General features: G+C 55.0%; 20 protein-coding genes. 5 read left to right on the plus strand and 15 right to left on the minus strand.

What is annotated here, in order from left to right; genetic code table 11:
• On the minus strand, positions 1-905 hold a 905-nt coding region (locus tag ACT3UQ_RS13825; protein ID WP_444637326.1), incomplete at its 3' end, for an AAA family ATPase.
• Between the two features lie 357 nt (positions 906-1262).
• Here ACT3UQ_RS13825 and ACT3UQ_RS13830 point away from each other — a divergent pair.
• Entirely contained in the window at positions 1263-2189 is a 927-nt protein-coding gene (locus ACT3UQ_RS13830) for a NotI family restriction endonuclease (RefSeq protein WP_441687851.1), read from the plus strand.
• Here the strand turns inward: ACT3UQ_RS13830 and ACT3UQ_RS13835 are convergent.
• The 13 genes from ACT3UQ_RS13835 to ACT3UQ_RS13895 form a co-directional block, all read right to left on the minus strand.
• Positions 2186-3133, minus strand: a complete 948-nt coding sequence (locus ACT3UQ_RS13835; protein WP_444637329.1) for a DNA adenine methylase — start codon at positions 3131-3133, stop codon at positions 2186-2188. The genes ACT3UQ_RS13830 and ACT3UQ_RS13835 overlap by 4 nt on opposite strands.
• Positions 3134-3269: 136 nt before the next feature.
• The gene (locus ACT3UQ_RS13840) at positions 3270-3584 is read right to left on the minus strand and encodes a hypothetical protein (protein WP_441687853.1); all 315 of its coding nucleotides are present in this window, start codon (positions 3582-3584) and stop codon (positions 3270-3272) included.
• 145 nt (positions 3585-3729) lie between these two features.
• Positions 3730-4191 (minus strand): hypothetical protein, encoded by a 462-nt coding sequence (locus tag ACT3UQ_RS13845; RefSeq protein WP_441687854.1) that lies wholly within the window; start codon positions 4189-4191, stop codon positions 3730-3732.
• A 52-nt stretch (positions 4192-4243) separates the two neighbouring features.
• Positions 4244-4903, minus strand: a complete 660-nt coding sequence (locus ACT3UQ_RS13850) for a hypothetical protein (protein WP_441687855.1) — start codon at positions 4901-4903, stop codon at positions 4244-4246.
• Positions 4904-5986, minus strand: a complete 1083-nt coding sequence (locus ACT3UQ_RS13855) for a transglycosylase SLT domain-containing protein (protein ID WP_441687856.1) — start codon at positions 5984-5986, stop codon at positions 4904-4906.
• A gap of 38 nt (positions 5987-6024) precedes the next feature.
• Positions 6025-6618, minus strand: a complete 594-nt coding sequence (locus tag ACT3UQ_RS13860) for a transglycosylase SLT domain-containing protein (RefSeq protein ID WP_441687857.1) — start codon at positions 6616-6618, stop codon at positions 6025-6027.
• Positions 6619-6657: 39 nt separating this feature from the next.
• A complete protein-coding gene (locus ACT3UQ_RS13865) occupies positions 6658-8262 on the minus strand; it encodes a MinD/ParA family ATP-binding protein (protein ID WP_441687858.1) in 1605 nt (534 codons plus the stop codon).
• Positions 8263-8410: 148 nt separating this feature from the next.
• Complete coding sequence (locus ACT3UQ_RS13870; protein WP_441687859.1) at positions 8411-8818, minus strand: glutaredoxin family protein; 408 nt, start codon at positions 8816-8818, stop codon at positions 8411-8413.
• Between the two features lie 9 nt (positions 8819-8827).
• The gene (locus tag ACT3UQ_RS13875) at positions 8828-9313 is read right to left on the minus strand and encodes a hypothetical protein (RefSeq protein WP_441687860.1); all 486 of its coding nucleotides are present in this window, start codon (positions 9311-9313) and stop codon (positions 8828-8830) included.
• 65 nt (positions 9314-9378) lie between these two features.
• A complete protein-coding gene (locus tag ACT3UQ_RS13880) occupies positions 9379-10269 on the minus strand; it encodes a tyrosine-type recombinase/integrase (protein ID WP_441687861.1) in 891 nt (296 codons plus the stop codon).
• A gap of 142 nt (positions 10270-10411) precedes the next feature.
• Positions 10412-10651, minus strand: coding sequence for a hypothetical protein (locus tag ACT3UQ_RS13885; RefSeq protein WP_441687862.1), 240 nt, complete (start codon positions 10649-10651; stop codon positions 10412-10414).
• A 72-nt stretch (positions 10652-10723) separates the two neighbouring features.
• On the minus strand, positions 10724-11170 hold the full coding sequence (locus tag ACT3UQ_RS13890) for a hypothetical protein (RefSeq protein ID WP_441687863.1): 447 nt from the start codon (positions 11168-11170) through the stop codon (positions 10724-10726).
• 507 nt (positions 11171-11677) lie between these two features.
• Entirely contained in the window at positions 11678-12511 is an 834-nt protein-coding gene (locus tag ACT3UQ_RS13895; RefSeq protein ID WP_096287451.1) for a hypothetical protein, read from the minus strand.
• 173 nt (positions 12512-12684) lie between these two features.
• Here ACT3UQ_RS13895 and ACT3UQ_RS13900 point away from each other — a divergent pair, with 173 nt between their 5' ends.
• Entirely contained in the window at positions 12685-13014 is a 330-nt protein-coding gene (locus ACT3UQ_RS13900) for a thioredoxin family protein (RefSeq protein WP_096287449.1), read from the plus strand.
• On the opposite strand, the gene ACT3UQ_RS13905 is transcribed toward ACT3UQ_RS13900, so the two are convergent.
• Positions 13011-14216 carry an ROK family transcriptional regulator gene (locus ACT3UQ_RS13905; RefSeq protein WP_096287447.1) on the minus strand — a complete coding sequence of 402 codons (1206 nt, stop codon included), beginning with the start codon at positions 14214-14216 and terminating at the stop codon, positions 13011-13013. The genes ACT3UQ_RS13900 and ACT3UQ_RS13905 overlap by 4 nt on opposite strands.
• A 486-nt stretch (positions 14217-14702) precedes the next feature.
• On the opposite strand from ACT3UQ_RS13905, the gene xylA reads away from it, so the two are divergent.
• The 3 genes from xylA to ACT3UQ_RS13920 all read left to right on the plus strand — a co-directional run bounded on the left by xylA (position 14703) and on the right by ACT3UQ_RS13920 (position 18452).
• On the plus strand, positions 14703-15890 hold the full coding sequence (gene xylA, locus ACT3UQ_RS13910) for a xylose isomerase (RefSeq protein WP_096287445.1): 1188 nt from the start codon (positions 14703-14705) through the stop codon (positions 15888-15890).
• 101 nt (positions 15891-15991) lie between these two features.
• Positions 15992-17386, plus strand: a complete 1395-nt coding sequence (locus ACT3UQ_RS13915) for a xylulokinase (RefSeq protein WP_096287443.1) — start codon at positions 15992-15994, stop codon at positions 17384-17386.
• A 256-nt stretch (positions 17387-17642) separates the two neighbouring features.
• A complete protein-coding gene (locus ACT3UQ_RS13920; RefSeq protein ID WP_096287441.1) occupies positions 17643-18452 on the plus strand; it encodes a DUF4190 domain-containing protein in 810 nt (269 codons plus the stop codon).
• The last annotated feature ends 121 nt before the right edge of the window (positions 18453-18573 follow it).

An 18573-nucleotide genomic window follows, 5' to 3' on the forward strand; every position in this document is an offset into this window, starting at 1 on the left:
TTAATGGCAACACCATTTGCGCCCTGCAAAACGATCGAGAACAGGCTATGCCATCGGGGATCGCTCTTGAAATCAGGTATCAGCCCCTCAGCCACTGCCGGGTCAATCTCCGAGAGCGCATCATGAGTGCGAGTAGCAAGTTCTGTGGCACGCGTTCTTACGGCTTCAACGACATCTGTCAGTAATGACTGAACAGTCTCTTCAGCTAGCGCAGCAGCGATCGCGAGCTTCATCGGTTCTTGAACCTCATCGTCTGCGTCGGTGCTTTTTCGATCGGACTGGAATAACGCGAAATGAGGAAGGTATGTTGAGAGCCTATTCCAGATTTTCACTCCATCCTCTTTGCCAAGTGAGATTGCTGCCTCGGCCAATTCGAGCTCAACTGCGTTCCATAGGGCTGCTCGTAGTTCAGGGTTGGTTGATTTGTTTACGCCTGCAAAAGTCTCGGCGTCCAAACGATCTTTCGCCAGCTTTTTGAGGCCTGTATTCCCGAGTGTGATTAATTCACTTAGCCCGTCATTTATCGGATGCTCGCAGACCGCATAGATTTCTTCTTTGGGCTTCGAACCGGAGCAGATCCATCTTCTCCTAATTTGAAGATGGCCGTCAGCGTCCAGAAGATGTTCAGCTTCAAGGCTCGTGTTGGCTTGGGCGTCAAGAACGAGGTCGGCGGGCAGCTCGGAGAACTTGCAGCTGATTTGGAAATAGTTTTCGTCAGTCGCAACATTCTTGTCAGTGACGTCAGCTTTCACGACGGCGCCACCGAAGAAGATGTCAAGTGCTTCGAGAATCGTTGATTTTCCAGCGTCGTTGCGTCCAACGATGGTGGTCAAATCTCCGAACGAGATCCACTGTTCCTGTTCGTAGCCTCGAAAGTTCTTCAGACCGACTGCAACTAGTTTCATGGTTGGTTTCCTTCAGAGCAATAATTATGGGCTCTTCAAGTCAACCATCGTTGTCCTTCGTAAGCGACTAATTATGAAATCGCGCAAATGAAACAGACAGGAGAAGCTCGATTTCCTCAAACAATTATACGTTATTCAACGCGCGATGTTGTAGCTACCACTGAACAGCTTCTATCGCCATTCAGCTGTCCGGGTAACCAAACGAAATCACATTGCGCTGAACGCACCACAGGAGTTTGGCTGTTCATTAGAGCCTGGCGCGGTCGCGATTTGCGAGTGTAGACGCTAGACCGATGATGGTCTCAACCGCGTTCTCCCTTATCCTAATGACAAAACAGGTTACTTTAAGGAAGAAAAATGGCTGCACGCTGGGGCATAGGTGAATGGTTCGGACATGATATATCAAAATTGACCCCAGGGGAGCGAGCCCACCTGGCACAGTTAGCCCTAAAGCAGCCTGGTACTGAACCTCCTATCTGCCCTTTCATGCAAAGTGTTTCTCCAGGCGCGTTGTGCAATAAAGAAGGCGGAGTGTGTTCTATGCGTCAGTATGAAGAAGGGCCAGTTCGGTTGGTGTCTTCCCAGCCAGCGACAACTTGTCCCAGTAGGTTCTTAGAACAAGGAACCGAAGGATCGATCTTTACCCAGATTGCCAAAGTCTTATTTAGCTCTACCGACGATATCTGGGTCATAAAGGAGATCCCATTTCTTCAAAAGATCAATCAGGATGGTTCCAAGGAGCGATCGGCGAAAGCCGGACGTATTGACTGGGTCATTGCTAAGGGCCAGCCGAAGCAGACTGGTCAGGCTTTGGAATGGGCGGCCGTTGAGACACAGGCGGTGTATTTTTCTGGCGGTAAGTTTAAGCCGGACTTTGACTCATACTTGACTGCACCACAGGGATTAACTTTTCCGCATGAGCAACGTCGTCCAGACTATCGGTCGTCTGGTGCGAAACGTCTTGCGCCGCAACTGGATGTGAAAGTTCCAGTGATGAGACGTTGGGGTAAGAAAACCGTAGTGGTAATAGATAAAAGTTTTGCCGACGAAATGAGTCCCATCGACGTCATCTCAGATGACGTCGATGGGAGTGAAGTAGTTGTTGCAATTGTCTCTTATACTGATGAAATGCACCTAGTGCTTAAATCGGTGATTCTTACCGAGCTTACTTCAATAGTGTCAGCCCTTCAGGCAACTGCACCGGTCGGGAAAGCGCAGTTCGAGAAAGAATTGAAAAGCGCTTTGTTAGATCCCAAACAGTTGAAGGTACACAAGCCGAACTAAGCTTTGAAAATTGCTAGTTCACGCATCACAACATGATGGGTCGATTTCATCGCAATATCACCTGTTACCAGTCCATGCGATGCGGCCAGTTCACGGACTTCGTGGGTGTCATCGTAAGTTAGAAGTGCGGGGCCAGGGTTATCTGCCGCTGCTTGAAAGAGTTTGTCGTGATCAAGTTCGTTATGCGTGTACAGTCTCTTTCCTGCTTTCTTCCCCGCGGCTGTGTACGGAGGATCCAAGAAAAGAGCTGCTCCCTGATTGCTGGCGATAGCTTCAAAAGCATCACCTTGTTTAAAAGATATGCGGTCTTGGATCTCACGGATGGCTTTCATACGCTTAACAAGAGTCTCTGGATACCAGCGTGAGGAAAGTCCTTTACCGCTTTCACCGGCCTTAACGAGGCCGGCGCCGGGAGCTAGGATTCCGCCGCGCTGACACCGGTTTTTTACGATGGTTCTGAAAGCGCGATTTGATATGCTTCGCGGCTTGCTGGCGATGGTGGATTGCACATTTTCCAAAGTAACTGTGAAGTTTAGGATTTTTTCACAGAGCTTTTGAACATCCACGTCACTTCCGTTGATTAGGCATTCCCAAACAGATGCAACTTCATCATCAAGTTCTACAAGCTTAACCCGATTCACTAGACCCTCTTTGGCAGCAGTAAGTCCGATCATCGCTCCACCAGCGAAAGGCTCAAGGAGAACATCGGGTTTGTTCTCCATATCTAGAAGCCAGCGTCGCGCTGTTGGTACGAACCATGTCTTGCCGCCTGGGTAACGGAATGGGCTGATTTGAGAGACTTGGGCAACATTGGTGGGCGTTTTTGAAGCCATGTCGCTGATGAGTGATGCCAGGGCGGTGGAGGACTGCTCGTCAACCAGGTGAGGGCGTAGTTGTTCGAGGTTCTCGCGGTTAGATTCATGTACAAGTATGTTGGCTTGCACGATTCCTCGTTTGGCGAGGTCTTCCAACCTGCGGGCCTGTCGAGTGAGTACTTGGGGCATTGCTTGTCCTCCGTAAATAGTTACGGGTTCACATTATCAAATTTTATGCATGAAGAGCTACAGGTGTGCCGGCATGTTATAGCTTGTCGATCCAAGTATCTTCGTCACGGTCATCCCAGGCCGAACGGGTGCTTTTTGCTTGTTCGCCGGCGATGGAATCGAGAATACGATAAACGATGGTTTTAACTTCTGAGCTTTTCACTTCCGTCAGGGCTTGTACATTGCGTCCGAGTGCTTGGACGATGAGGTGCTGTCGGTCCAATTGGTGACTGATACCGGCTTTGTCGAAGGCCTGGCGTATCTCTTGGATTTCTAGTTTGTTGGCCAAAGCGTCACGGGGGAAGCTTTCGTTCGTCGGGGCATCGCCTAAAGTGAATAAGTATTCATCCATAGCCAATCATCGTACTAGTGATCTGGTCTTCGCGAGTATCAAAGATTGCTTCGAAGTCTACGGTGTTATGAATCTAACCCTTGCGATATTTTCTCAGTATGCGAATGAGTGTTTTTCAAACCTGACTCTTTTTCTACAAGTTGTGTCAAAAGAGCTTTGGTTGATTGGCCGAAAGCCCTAAAGTAATCGCACCTATGCGGTCTTGATTCCATCCGTGTGCTTTGACTTCGTCTCTAAGCTCTCGGGCACGTAACGAACGGTCTCGCCGACCTATCCCTCGTGTGCCTCGACCGTTGTTGAAACGCCGCTTATTGGTTCTGTCTTGCATGTTCTCTGCCTTGGTGCCCGGTGATAAATGGTCAGGATTGACGCAGATGGTCACGTCGCACATGTGAAGTAGTTCTTCATCGGCAGCAAGTATTGTTCCGGTGGCCAGCTCGTAGAGATACCTGTGCGGCCGCACCATGCCACCGTAGCCTTTGCCTAGATAGTAGCGTCCGTATCCATCGTCGGCGATGGCTCCAGTCCAGATCCAGCACTTCTCATCGGGGCCTTGAAACACTTTGCTGGTAAAGCGATTGGGTACTTCAAGGTCGCGTAGGTTCATTGGTTGGCACCTTTCTAAGAGTGTGCGCTTGTCCTGTTAGAACTGGGAGCGGTTAGTTTTGGGTGGCCCATTCCATGAAGTCGACGGTGTAGTCGGCGACTTCCCAGCCGCGCTCAGGATTGTCTGTCATGGCCAGGTAGTAGATGCGTTGCTCGTCGCTGTATTCGGAGTTGTAGCCCTCTGCAATCCACCGCCACACCACGGGGACTTCGGTGTTAACAAATTCATTAGTCTCGTCGTCGCTCTCAGCTCCGTGTAAGGGTTCGCGGACTTTGACTGAGGGGATAGACCAGCCGTTGCGTTCTCCCCAGACTCTCCATGGTTCGTCGGTTGTGGGGCGGTCGGGGCCTGCGATTTTGTCAGCGAGGTCGGGAGACATGAGTCCGCTGGCACGTAGTATTGCTTTGGTTTCGTTGTAGTCGGTGCCCGGGTACCAGGTGGTGGAGATTTCTACGAACTTCTTGGCCACTGCTTCACGGTTAGTGCGGTCTACATTGGAGACATCGACAGCGTATTCGGACGGGTTCGCGTCGTCGAACGGGTTCTGCCCTTCGATGATGCTTGGCATGGGTTCAGCGGATGGTTCTGTTGTTTGGGATGCTGCGCGGTCGCCGAAGATCGCCCAGGCGGCACCTGAAATCAGAACTACGGTCAGTAGCGCGATTCCGATCAGAATGAGTCGGTCTTTGAGCAGTGATCGTTTGCTGGTCATTTAGAGCACCTTCTTTGCGATCAGGATGGGCTTGGGATCTACAGTATGGCGGCGGGTCGGTGTGCCACCACTGGCTTTGAAGCCTGGTTTGCCGATTTGGAAGTGGTTGTGTGCGCCACGTGCATTGCCAGTAGCTCCCTCGGTGCAGATTTTGGTACCGGCAGCTACATTCTGACCCTTTTTGACGCTGACTGACCCCTCGGCGCAGTGATGTACTTCGATGTAGAAGCCCTCGCCGTCGATTTGTTTACCCAGGATCCATGGCCCGTACCATTTCGACCAGTAGCCGTCTTTGCCAGCGTGGACGATTTCCATGTCTACCGGTGCGACGTTCTTCCCGCCGCCGCCTGTGGAGAAGTCGATTCCCTGGTGGTTCTTGGTGTCCCAATTGCAAGTAGTACCTTGTGGGCAGGGACGCGGTCCGTAGCCGGAAGTGATTCTGGAGCCAGGCAGTGGGTGGACCCATTTACCTGACTTTTCAAACTCCACCAGCTCAATGTCTGGATTGTCGCCGTCGATTGGGTTGCATGAGCCGGATTCGGAGTATTTAGTCTGTGCGAGGTTCTTGATTTTTTTGACGTATTTTTGTGTTTCTGCGAACGGTGGAATACCGCCGTATTTCGTGACGTTGCCCTGTCCAGCGTTGTACCCGGCCATAACGAGATCGGTCAGATCATTTCCGTTTTTTCCTACCAAGCCGGAGTTTTTCATATAGTCAACGAGGTACTTTAGGTAGCGTCCCTGTGCTGCGATGGCATCGTGTCCGTTGAAACGGTCGCCTTTACCGAACTGTGCCCAGGTACCAGGCATGAACTGCGTGAGCCCTCCGGCACCTACCGGTGAGACAGCTTTTGGATTCCAGTTCGATTCAGCTTCAATTTGAGCTGCATGGATTGCAGGTAGCATCCCCGACACTTCGGCAGCTTTGGCGATGTCTTCGCGGTACTCTTCTGGAATGGCTTTCCCATCGGCCTGACATGAAATGCTGTTCTGGTTTTCTGGGTTCTCCTTGTCAGTAGATTTTGAACCTGCAACCGATGAGATGACAACGAAGAGCAGGACGATGAGCATGATAAAGCTCATGAGTCCTAGTCCGCTGACAAGTCCTATCCCCTTTTTCATTAGGATGGATCTTTCGCGCAGGATTTAATTTGTTCTGCATAGGCTTTGACCTTGTTGACGTAGGTGCGAACCTCTGGGATGGCTGGCACCTCTCCTGCGTTGAGCACTGCGGTTTCGCCAGCAACATGGGCTGCGATAACAAGGTCTGTGTAGTCGGCGCCGACACCCTGACGACCTTTGAGCGTGTCTGCCAAGTGCTTGAGGTAGACCCCTAAAGTCCTGATGTGATCATGGCCATTAAGGATGTTTCCTTGTCCATGCTCTTTCCATACCTCCACGCTGGTCAACGCAATTCCGCGACTACCAACGGGTGATACCGCGTCCTCCTGCCAATTACTTTGAACCGTGATGATTGCGGCAATGACGCTCGGCTCTAGTCCTGATTTTCGTGCGGCACTGTTTACGTCGTCCTGGAAAGACTGCGGGACTTTCAGCGATTCACAGGTGGGCACGGGGGATTCCGCGGCCACACTATTGGAGGGAGAAGGACTGAAAGTGGCTTGGTCTCGTGGCTCCACACAGGAGGTCAGCAAGGTGCCTGCAAGTAGCAGTACGCTGAGGGACAGGGCCATTTTTTTAGTTTTTTTAGTCATCACAGTTCTTTCCGTTCTGGGATTGGCGGCTTGGGACGTTTAGCTTAGGCCGTTCATGATCGCGGCTCCTGCGTGGAGGTATGCTTCCTGCGTCCTTGGTGAGAGGGCATCAAAGTTGATCATTTCCCCGGCAGGTAGCTGCTTGTCGTAGGGGATAACTTTGACTTCCCGAACCCAAGGCTCAAGGTCAGTAATGCACTCTGAGGTGCTTCGGGTGGCTTCAGAACGCGGCAGTAGCTCGGTGATGACGGCGACTGAGTTGGCGAGCTTTTCAGCGTGTCCTTGTGCGCGGAGCGCGTCAATGGTCGTCATTGCTCCAGCCATGGCATCAGACTTGTTAGCGGTGGCGATGACTAGTTCGTCGGCTGTTTGTACCGATGCTTTCCAGGTGCCGGCATTAGATGCGTTGCCCGTATCGACGACGATGAGGTCATAGAATCGGTGCAGAATTTCGTACATGCGGTCGAAAGCGCGTCCGTCGATCACTTGCTTGTCTGAGCCCTGGTCTTGGGAAGGGAGCATGTAGAACCGGTTGTCGCCTTGGGACAGCACGTATTGCTTGAGCTTGTGTGATAGCTCGGCGTTTTCGAACTGGTCAATGTCGCGGAAAAGGTCAATGGCGGTTTTGACGTTGACTCCTTGCGGGACGATCCCGCGTGCGAGCATGTTTCCGGCGTTTTCGTTGTTATCCCAAACCAGGATGTTCCCGCCACGTACACGGCCGAGAACAGCGCCTAGGCAGTAGCTCAGAGTGGTTTTCGTTGCGCCACCTTTGACGTTGGGTACGGCAATGGCCCGGTGTTCACTAAGGGACTTCTGTACGGTAGCGCGGGAGGTGCGTAGAAGACGCTCGTGTGCGCCGGGAGCCAGGCGCGCATGTAGCGTGCGGTTTAGCGTGCCACGGAGCCCTTCTTGCGCGGGAGCGATCATCTGTGACTTAGTTTCAGCACGCGTAGCAAAGGCACGAGCTGCGCTTTCGGGCTGCGTGTTTATTTCTTCCGGTGCGGCTTCTGGTTCAGGCTTTGCTGTCGTTTCGACTGGTTTCACTGGAACGGCCACGGTTTCAGGTTTCGCATGATGTGCTTTTGGTGCAGGTGCTGCAGCTGGCTCTTCGGGATCTGCTGGTTGAACTTCCTCTTGGGAATCGGCGGGGGCGCTCACCGACGCTGGCACCTCAGCGGTTAGCACTTCATAGGCAGGTATCTGGATTCCGTCGAGGGCTTCAAAGTCCGAGGTGATCAGAAGATCAGGTGCCGCTGCTCCGGGGGTTGCTGCGATGTCGTGTGATGCGGTGACGGCTTCTTCGAACGTGTCGAACTTGTAGGTACCGAGCTCTGCGCCGAAGGCGTAGCTGGTGACTCGCAAAGTGATGGCCTGACGACGCTGAGTTGGTGTGATTTTGGTCTGCGCTGCCTGCAGGGTCACGGTGTCGTTGTCTAAGGCGACAGTCCATGCACCGACCGTCCAGGGAACATCGGCGCTACGATCCATCAACAGGTGCAACGTTCCGTTTTGGTTGTTGCGCTTGTGGGTGCGCAGGACACGCAAGACGCTGGAAAATGAATCAACGGTAATGGTGGTACCGTCGCGGGATTCCAGCTCGTAGCTGGCGGGGTTCAACGTGATGTTGTGAAGGGCACTCATGACTGCTTCATTCCTTTGGGTTAGGCACTGAATTCAGCGTTGAATCTTTGCTGGCCCTCGGGATTGTGTGTCACAAAGCAAAAACCCGTGGAGAGTTGATCACCGGTGATCAACTCTCCACGGGTTTTGAACCAGGGCTTCGTGGTTCCTAACGCGATGCCCCGTGTTGGGCCGCCTGTTGCGTGAGTAGCTGCTCTTGCATTTGCTGGCGCTGCTGTTCCTCCTGCCGGTATTCCTGGGCTGCCTGGATCATCAAGTCTGGTCGCATTCCTTGCCAGGTTTGATTGCTGGTTCGGACGATTGGCAAGGACTCGTAACCTTCAGACTTCAATCGCATCAGGATCTTGGCGTTGCTCTCGTTCGAAAGGTTCACGTACTCCACGGGGATGCCTTGGCGTTCGTAGTATTTTCGGGTTTGATCGCAATAGTTGCATTCATCTTGCCCGTACACGGTGATGCTCATGGTTTTTTCCGCTCTGTTTCGCTCGTCCGGGCTGCCCGGACAAGCGCTGGCGCTGTCCTGGGTTTGCGTGGTGTGCTTTGGCTGTTGAGACATGAGTAGCCCTTAGAAAGGGTTTTCTGTTTCCACGGTATCGGTGGCCTGCTGAGCTACTTTGACTGCTCCTGTGGTGACGACTTCGTGCACTTCATCGGGGTCGGCATCTTTGTAGTCGATCCACCAACCGGAGCGGGTGATTGTCCGGGCGGCGCGAAGGAGTTCCTCGATCTTCTCGTCGTCTCCTTGCAGCTCGTCCATGCCATCAGCGAGGAGCTGGTAGCGGACTCTCGTTGCCCAGGGGATCTGCTTTTCCGAGCCGGTCAATTCGGGAAGGTCATGTTCCAGTTCGAAGGCTTCTGCTTCGGCGAGGGTTTGCGCGTTGTCCTTGGCAAGCTCTTCGCTTCCTTGTGCTTTGAAGCATTTGTTGCAGGTGAAGTTTTGTCCCATCCAGCTTGCTTTGTTGGCTCGTTTGCCAGCCGGAGTTGCGGACAAGTCCTTAATTTCAGCGTGTCCACAGGTGAAATTGATCTTGTACTTTGTTGCGACAGCCATGATGTCGTCCTTTCGTGTGGCTGATGTGTCGCGGGTGAATCTGCTTTTTTGATCCTGGGCAGGTGTCAGTTGTTACTTGCATCGTGTTTTTTCTGTTGTTGACGCATGTCTTCGAGAGTTCGTGTCGTCGCCTGCGACACGGTGTCGCGTGATGGCAGCGCTTGCACCGCTGGCGCTAGGTGTTCTGTATTGCCCCTGGTGTAAATGCGAGTCGTTGAAATTGATGCGTGCCCGAGCAGTTCTTGAACAAGGATGAGATTGTGGGTTTCGGCGAAAATGTCGGTGGCGAAGCGGTGTCTTAGGCTGTGTCCACCGGGCCGCCCGGGGCCGAGTAGATCGCTGAGTCGTTGGCTGACGGATGCTGGAAGATAATGCCCGGTGGGGTTCTTACTCGACGGGAATACCCAGCCATTCGGAATATGCGTGATGAGTGGTTTGAGCATGTCGTGGATGGGAACGTAGCGGATTTTGTCGCCTTTACCCTGAACTCTGATCTGGTCCTCGTCGAAATCGCTGGTGTGTAGTGACGCGATTTCCACGGCACGCAATCCTGCGTAGAGTGCGAGGACGATCATGATCACGTCGCTGAGCCGACGGCACCGGGCTAACGCATCGTCGATGAACTCAAACGGTGTTGGGCGGGGCATGCTGATTGGCACACGGATTTTAGGGATGGACTTCACCGGACTAGCGTCAGTTTGTTCAGTATTGTGTCCCCATTTGTAGAGCGTCACGAGGGCATCACGGACGTTCTTTTTTGTTGAAGGGGCTTTTCCTGCGTGGATGATGAATTGACTGACGTGATAATGCTGGGCGTCCCAGGGCGAGCCGATGTCTATGGTCGAAAGCCAGTTGACGTATCTATGCGCGTAATACATGCGGTTCTTGACGCTGTTCGGCATGAGGAACGTTGAGAGCCAGTTCTTGTAAGAATCAAGGTTGTAAGCAGGTTCCATTACATGATTGTGGCTATTACACGGGTGGTAGTCGAAGAATTCCTGTTTCTGTCGCGTCATAGTTGGTCATGGAGAATCGATGAAAAAAATTTGGCCCAGCCAAAGGGCTGATCCAAATCAACACGGAGTATAAGCAAGCGTCTTATGCAGTCCGCATTTTGGCGACCAAGAGTGCGACCCAACCGATGGTTCCGAGAATTGCGAGGGCCAGCATAGATCCTTCGGACTGGTATCCACTACCGCCGACGATCCCGATCCAGCCATAGGCAGCGACGAGGAACGCGATAATGATTGCGGAGTTCAGCATGGCTCGTATCGGGTTGAGGATGAACGTAATCACGCACCCGATGAGTCCTGCGATAATCCAGAAAATGGTGAACATGGCGGGTACTTCCTATCTATTCTGGTGCGGTTCGTCGTGTTAAATCTCTATCGATTGGCACCGACAGTTTGGCTACATTGCTGCGCGTTGCCGTGGGGTAGCTTTCGAGCTGATGAAAGCTGTGTTGATGAATTGTGGGGGACAGTCCTTGATGGTTTGCCAGGCGCGTTCAACTAGGGCTGTTGATCGACTTGTCTCGATGATGATGCTGTCAGGCCACCCAGTAAGGAGATTGGGGCTATATGTTGTGGCACCGGCATCTTGGGCGACTTTACCCAGGAAGCATTTGAACTTTTCTTCATCTTCTTTGCGCAGCGCACGTTCTTTCATTCCCGGCATTGGGTAGTGGTCGCGCACTAGCGTGTCTGGATAGAAATTGTAGATGACTTCGTCGTAAAGTGACGCCGATTGAGGATCAATGCGAAAGCGAAGTGGAACTGACTTGTCGAACTGTTGCCGTTTGACGGTCACCGTAGTAATCACTGCTGCGACCAGGGCAAGAATGATCAGAATCTCCATGGTGATCACGCGCCTTTAGGAGGTAGTGGAGCACTTGTTGTTTGCAGAGGACCTGTCACTTCGATTTTGTACTGCGTTGGCGATTCGGGCCATGCGGGGATGCGTAGGTGTTCTTGGCAATAGACTTCTGTGAGTTCGCCGTTGGTGTTGGGGTGGCCTGTTGTCTTGACCTGCCATAGAGCATGTTCGGAGCAGGTGCGGATCTGGCAGATGCGGTTAGACATGTTGCTCACCAGACATCTGGGTGGTTTTGCTGTAACTGATAGTCCAGATCATCCAATCCGGTGATGGATCGGTTACATAGGTTTGACTTGCGCTTATGAGGGAATCGGGCGATTCAGAGTCAAACTGATAATCGAAGGGTTACTGGTTCAAGTCCAGTTGGAGGAGCTTTCAAAAGGCCCCGGTTCTCATTGCGAGAATCGGGGCCTTTGCCTTTGAGTATTCCTGCCGGATGTTTGAAGCCTCACGCCCGCCTAGGGCGCTAAAGGGATCCACTGTTGGGGCCTATGCCTGCGCGGGGTGGTTCCACAGTCTTCGAGATTCCAAATACCAGAAATAGGTGAAGAGGCCGATCTCGTACCACTCGATGATAAATAGCGCCTGCGCTACGCCCATGAGGGTAAGCACGAGCCATCCGACGATGCCCAAAGCCATGAGTACCAGCAAGACGGCGTACTGGGTTGAACGCCCACCGCTGGTATCGGTGTCGCAGAGGTCTTCGCGCCCCAGATGGCTGGCGATGGCTACTCCCATGCTGATAATCAATAGAAACGCGGCAGCATAGTGAACACCGGCAAAGTCTGTGCCTTCGATGCTGCGCCACAACAGCAAGCCGATAAACGCGATCAGCAGCACGGTACTGACGAGGGTCAAAGTTTTACTGAGCGTGCTGAAGTGCAACGAGCGCGGCGACCACTTGCTAGTTTTCCATTCAAGCCAGACAAATACCGCGGAAACCACGAGGACGGCAAACACCGATATTTGCACGGAGCGGATCAGCTGTAGTTGACCGTGTGGGGTCAGCGTGGAGAGCGTCTCGCCCAGCCGGGTTGGAACCAAGGCTACAAATATCGCGTAGAAACCGGCAAGGTTCAGGGCATAGTCCTCCAGGGGCGCGCCTTTGTAAACTACGAGCATTACTCCGGTGGCGACAAGCATTGCGACGAATAGGTCCCGGCTAGGTCCCAAGTAGTAGGAACTGATCGAGTCTTCAACTTTTCCGTTTAAAAGCCCATAAATCACGATGGCAACAACCAGTAAAAGCGGTAGGACCAGCAGAGCTAGCCTGACGTAGCGTAGCGTGTCGCGGCCATGATCGATTTCGTCGTTGGTGCCCATACTTGAATTCTGCAACAGCAACTACGTGCTGGCTAGGAATTGTTTTCATCTCAGCGTGTCGCTGGGTTAAGCGTTTGTGCACCGTGAATCCCCGCATCGCTTAGCCGTGTGGCAGCCGGGATAGCGAATCCAGAACTTCCTGGATCTCTGGATCCTTCGAGGAGAATGTACGTATGCGCATCGAATTGTTGGTTATCGAGAATTGCCCCAACTCCGCCCTTGCGGCCGAGCGACTGGGCGCTGCCCTAGAAGCACTCGGGGTCAGGAACACGACGATACTGCAACACGTTTTGAAAACGAGCGCCGAGACGCGTGGCACTGGTTTTGCCGGTTCCCCAACGATCATTGCAGGAGGCATTGATCTTTTTCCGGCGGCGACTACGCGCGAACTCGCTTGCCGCATCTATCCGACGCCGGATGGGCTGCAAGGTGCGCCAACTGTTGACCAGCTGACCGCGGCATTGTCGGCCCGAGGCTACGGGCAGCGGCAGGCAAACCGCTAGGGCGTCTGGTCCGCGGCCCTGTACCCGGCTGGGTCCGAAAGCAACCGGGCGAATGCCAATTCGGCGGCGCCAATGAGCAATAGATCCGAACCCAGCACAGCCTTTCTGATTCTGACCTCGCGGCCTAGCCCTGCAATGGGGCCGCTGGAGACCGCATCGGTCAACCGTTCGGCGCGCATTGCGTAGATGGTTCCCAAGAAACCGCCAAGGACGATCATTTCTGGGTTGAATATATTAACGAAATTGGTAAGCGCCACGGACAGCAGATCAATCTGCCGGTCGATTTCTTGGTGAAGCTGCGCGGACTCATTGCCGGCAATTGCCTGCTCAAGAGAGTCTAGGTCGGCGCTGTCGAACTGGAGGATATCCAAGAGACTTTCAACCCGCACCTCGGCATCGAGGCAACCTCGGCGCCCGCAATGGCAGAGGACCCCGCCGGTTCTGACCAAGGTATGCCCCAGTTCTCCGGCAAAGCCCGAGGCTCCACGAAGCGGGGCACCGCCGGTGAGGATGCCGCCGCCAATGCCACTGGCGCTTCCATTGAGATAGAGCACATTGGCGTAACCTTGCGCGGCACCGTGAATGCTTTCGGCAACGGAGCCTAGGGTTGCGTCGTTTCCTACGAGTAGCGGAAGTCCGAGCGCGGGTTCCAGCAATGACGACAAGGATTCATTCGCCCATTGCAGGTGCGGTGCGAGGAGGATCTTTCCGTCGCTGTCTTGCACCAGAGCGGGCACCGCTACGCCCACGGCGACGATGCGATCCAGCACATCGATATCCGCGCGCATGCCGTCAAGAATTGCCTTGCTGATGTTGGCGGTTTCAACAGGAGTCGGTTTCGCGGCGGCTTCATAGCGAATTCTGCGATGGACCTTGCCGCCGAGCCCGACAAGCCCAACATGCACGGCATCGATGTCCGGGTTGATGGCGACCGCGACGACTTTGTCGTTGGGATGAACGAGCGGGCTGGGCCGGCCAGCCCTGCCAGCTGCTTGTGGCTCGCTTTCGAAGACCAGCCCCAGCTCGCAAAGTTCGGCGACTAGTGCGCCGACCGTGGAACGGTTAAAACCGGTGCGCTCGGTAAGTTGGGCACGCGATAGCCTGCCTTCGCGGTGCAACAAAGTGAGAATGACAGACAGATTATTGCGCCGCATGGTTTCAGGGCTCTGCACCGCCTTGGACGCACGGGGTGAGGCCGTCATCTAGTGTCCTTCAATTCTTCATTCTTAGGCTGAGCTGGCTAGCTGATGGATGAGCAACGGCGGCCAGCGACCGAGTGCCATAAATTCAATCGGCTGGGCAGGGGTAACGAGCCACGAGCACCAGTGGCGTCCGTCTTGTCAGTCGTTGGAACATCTTCAAACTTTCGCCATTTTATCAACTACGTTGCCGCTCCCAATGACCGTTCTTGCGCTTGCAAGCCACGCGACGTGACGACGGGATGCCATGCGGCACGGGCCCGGCAGAAGATTGCCGCGTTTCAAGGAAATGGACAATCAAAATTCCCATAAGTTGTAAACGTAAACTTATAGGAGTTAGGGCGCTACATCAAGTCTATACCCCTTGTTTTACTTGGTGGAGAAACGCTGCCAATTTCGTTTATTCGCGAATGAGGGGGAAGTTTTCCTTGACTCTGAGGATCGTTCTGCAATAAGTTGTTGCTAACTACAAATCATTCAGGAGTACGCATGACTTTGCAACCAACGCCAGCAGACCGTTTCACCTTTGGCCTATGGACGGTGGGATGGACCGGGAACGATCCGTTCGGCACGCCAACCCGCCAGGCGCTCAACCCGGTCGAAGCGGTCAATCGGCTCAGCGAGCTGGGTGCTTACGGTATTACCTTCCACGACAACGACCTGATCCCGTTTGATGCAACGGCAGCAGAACGCGAGAGTATCCTCAAGGATTTCCGTGGAGCCTTGGAAACGACCGGTTTGAAGGTCCCAATGGTTACCACCAACCTGTTCAGCCATCCGGTCTTCAAGGACGGCGGCTTCACTTCCAACGATCGCTCCATTCGCCGCTATGCCTTGCGCAAGGTGTTGGCAAACATTGACCTCGCTGCCGAGATGGGTGCCGAAACTTTTGTCATGTGGGGTGGCCGCGAAGGCAGCGAATACGACGGATCCAAGGATCTGTCTTCTTCACTTGACCGCATGAAGGAAGGCGTTGATACCGTTGCCGCCTACATCAAGGAAAAGAACTACGGGCTGCGCCTTGCGCTGGAACCTAAGCCAAACGAGCCACGCGGTGACATCTTCCTGCCCACGGTAGGCCACGCGCTGGCTTTCATTGCCGAGCTTGAGCACGGCGATATCGTAGGCGTTAACCCGGAAACCGGCCATGAACAGATGGCAGGATTGAACTTCACGCACGGCATCGCGCAGGCGCTTTGGGCAGAAAAGCTGTTCCACATCGACCTCAACGGACAGCGCGGAATAAAGTACGACCAGGACCTCGTCTTCGGCCACGGCGATCTTACCAGCGCCTTCTTCACTGTCGACCTGCTTGAAAATGGATTCCCGAACGGCGGGCCAACCTACAACGGTCCACGCCACTTCGACTACAAGCCATCGCGAACCGACGGCTATGACGGTGTATGGGACTCTGCCAAGGCGAATATGTCCATGTACTTGTTGCTCAAGGAACGCGCTACCGCATTCCGCGCCAACCCAGAGGTGCAGGAAGCGCTGAAGACCGCAGGCGTCTTCGAGCTGGGCGAAAGCACTCTGGCCGCCGGCGAAACCACCGCGGATCTGCTGGCGGATACGTCGGCATTCGAAGGCTTTGATGCAGACGCTGCCGCCGAGCGTTCCTTCGGGTTCATCCGCTTGAACCAGCTGGCCTTGGAACACCTGATGGGCGCACGCTAAGCCTGAGGTTTTTACAAGAAAAGTTTGACCGCGTCCCCGGTTCTGTTGCCAGATCCGGGGGCGCGGCGCTGTTATTCATCCCAAGCCCGAAAGTTATCTAAATGCAGCTGGTTGCCGGAGTGGATAGCTCCACCCAATCTTGTAAGGTCGTCATTCGTGACGCCGGTTCCGGAGCCCTTATCCGACAGGGCTCCGCGCGCCATCCATCGGGCACCGAGATCGACCCAGAGCACTGGTGGACGGCACTACAGCAAGCCATCGAAGAGGCCGGCGGTTTGGAGGATGTCTCGGCTATTTCGGTGGCAGGCCAGCAACATGGCATGGTTTGCCTCGACGCCGACGGCGCGGTAGTTCGTCCGGCCTTGCTGTGGAATGACACTCGCTCCGCGGGCGCAGCTCGGCAGCTCGTCGAAGAATTCGGCGCCGAGTATTGGGCGCGAAGCATTGGAACCATCCCGGTGGCCTCACTCACCGCGACCAAGCTGTTGTGGCTGGCTACCGCGGAACCAGAGAACGCCGCGCGCACTGCCGCGGTATGCCTACCTCACGATTGGCTCAGCTGGCGCCTGGCAGGATTTGGCCCAGGCAGCGGTGCCGAAGGCCTAGCCGCGTTGCGCACCGACCGTTCGGATGCCTCGGGAACCGGGTACTGGTCACCGAGCACCGGCGAGTATCTTCCAGAGGTGCTCGAACGCACCCTAGGGCATGTGCCGGTCCTGCCAAAGGTCCTGGCGCCATTGGAAGTCGGACAGTTGACCTCATCTGGAATGCTGATCGGCCCCGGCTGCGGCGATAACGCCGGAGCGGGATTAGGCGTGAACGCCACGCTGGGCACCGTGGTGATCTCGGTTGGCACCTCCGGGACGGTATTCACCGTGTCCGACCAGCCTACCGGGGATCGTTCGGGGCTGGTGGCCGGATTCGCCGATGCCACCGGCAGCTACCTGCCACTGGCTTGCACCTTGAATGCCTCCCGCGTGCTGGATGCGACGGCGGCGCTGCTGAAAGTCGATCTTCCGCAACTGTCCCAGCTGGCATTGACTGCGCCTGCCGGTGCCGAAGGTTTGAGCCTGATCCCTTACTTTGAGGGGGAACGAACCCCTAATCTGCCCGACGCTACAGGCTCGCTGCACGGGCTGACCTTGGAGAACTTCACCGCCCAGAATCTGGCTCGAGCCGCCTTCGAGGGGATTATCTGTTCGCTGGCGGACGGGCTGAAGGCACTGACGGACTTGGGGGTGCTGGCCGAGCGTATTGTGCTGGTCGGTGGGGCGGCGCGTTCGGTTGCACTGCAGGAAATTTCGGCCAGTGTGCTGGGCCTGCCGGTAAGCGTTCCGGAACCCGGGGAGTACGTTGCCGATGGGGCAGCGCGCCAGGCGGCGGGAGTGTTAAGCGGAGTATTGCCGCTCTGGCCAACCAATGAGGCCCTGCTGGCGACAAGCGAACCGGACAGCCGGGTCCTCCGCCAGTACCGGCAGGCTGCTTCCGGTTACTGAGAGCCCAGAGGACTGCCCTTCGGCTACATGGTCAACTTGAAGTCGAGGGGCAGTCCTTTGCCGGAAGCGCGAGCTAAGCCGAGGCAGGGGCGGAACTTCTCGGGAGCTGAAAATTTACTGTGAGGCTAAAGTGTCGGAGCGTCCTCGTAGTGTCGTTGATGGATCAAGCAAGATTCAATCCGGATCACGACCATGGGGTATGAGCCGGTTTCACTTAGGCGCTGGCTAAGCGCCGTCATCACTTGAGGAAATATTCATGTCTGCTGGAACTCCACTGGAGCCTGCACCGCACTCGCAGCTCCCACCCGCAAAGTCCACTGCCGGCAAGGGGCTGGGAATTGCCGCACTGGTCATTGCCATCGTTGCCCTGACCCTGTGCTGGGTCCCGATCGTGAACAACTTCGCCGCGGTTCTAGGTTTTGTCGCCCTGATCCTCGGTATCATCTCGCTCGCCATCGCCGCGAAGCGGCGCGGCAGCAAGGGGCTGGGGATCGCCTCTAGCGTGATCGCCATCGTTGCCATCGTGCTGGTCTTCGTCACCCAGTCCGCCTACGTCAAGGCCTTGGACGGTGTCTCGGCTGCCATCGATGACGCCGCGGACGGAGAGGTCGCGGCTCCGGAGAAGGTCATCGAGCAGGCAGCAGATGAGTCTCAGGTGCTCAAGCTGGGTGAGGCGGCCACTATCGGTGAATATTCGGTCAACGTCAGTTCCGTGAACCTCGAAGCCGACGAGGCCATGGCCAAGGCCAACTCATTCAATGAAAAGGCCGAGGGGCAATATGTCCTCGTAGATCTTTCCGTGGTGTACAACGGCGAGGAAGAAGGCGACGCCTGGCTTGACCTGTCTCCAGAGCTGGTTGGCTCCGATTCGCGCATCTACAGCACCTCCAGCTCCATGGCCATGGCTCCGAAACCAGCCATGGACGTGCCTACGCTGACCAAGGGCGGCAAGGGAACCTACCAGGTCGTCTTCGATGTACCGGCCGATGCGCTCGATGACGCGAAGATCCGCGTCACCGAAACCCTGTCCTTCGACGACGAAGCGGGACTCTGGGAGACCAAGTAGTCGAACCGCAATAACGAGCTCCAACGCGAATGCACGGGCTGCGCCGCAAGAAAAGACCATGCGGCGCAGCCCGTGCCTTGTGCGCCGCAAGCCGGTAGGCGCCCCCACGCCGGAGCCATCG

This window comes from Glutamicibacter sp. AOP12-B1-11, from assembly GCF_052379245.1.
Taxonomy (GTDB): domain Bacteria; phylum Actinomycetota; class Actinomycetes; order Actinomycetales; family Micrococcaceae; genus Glutamicibacter.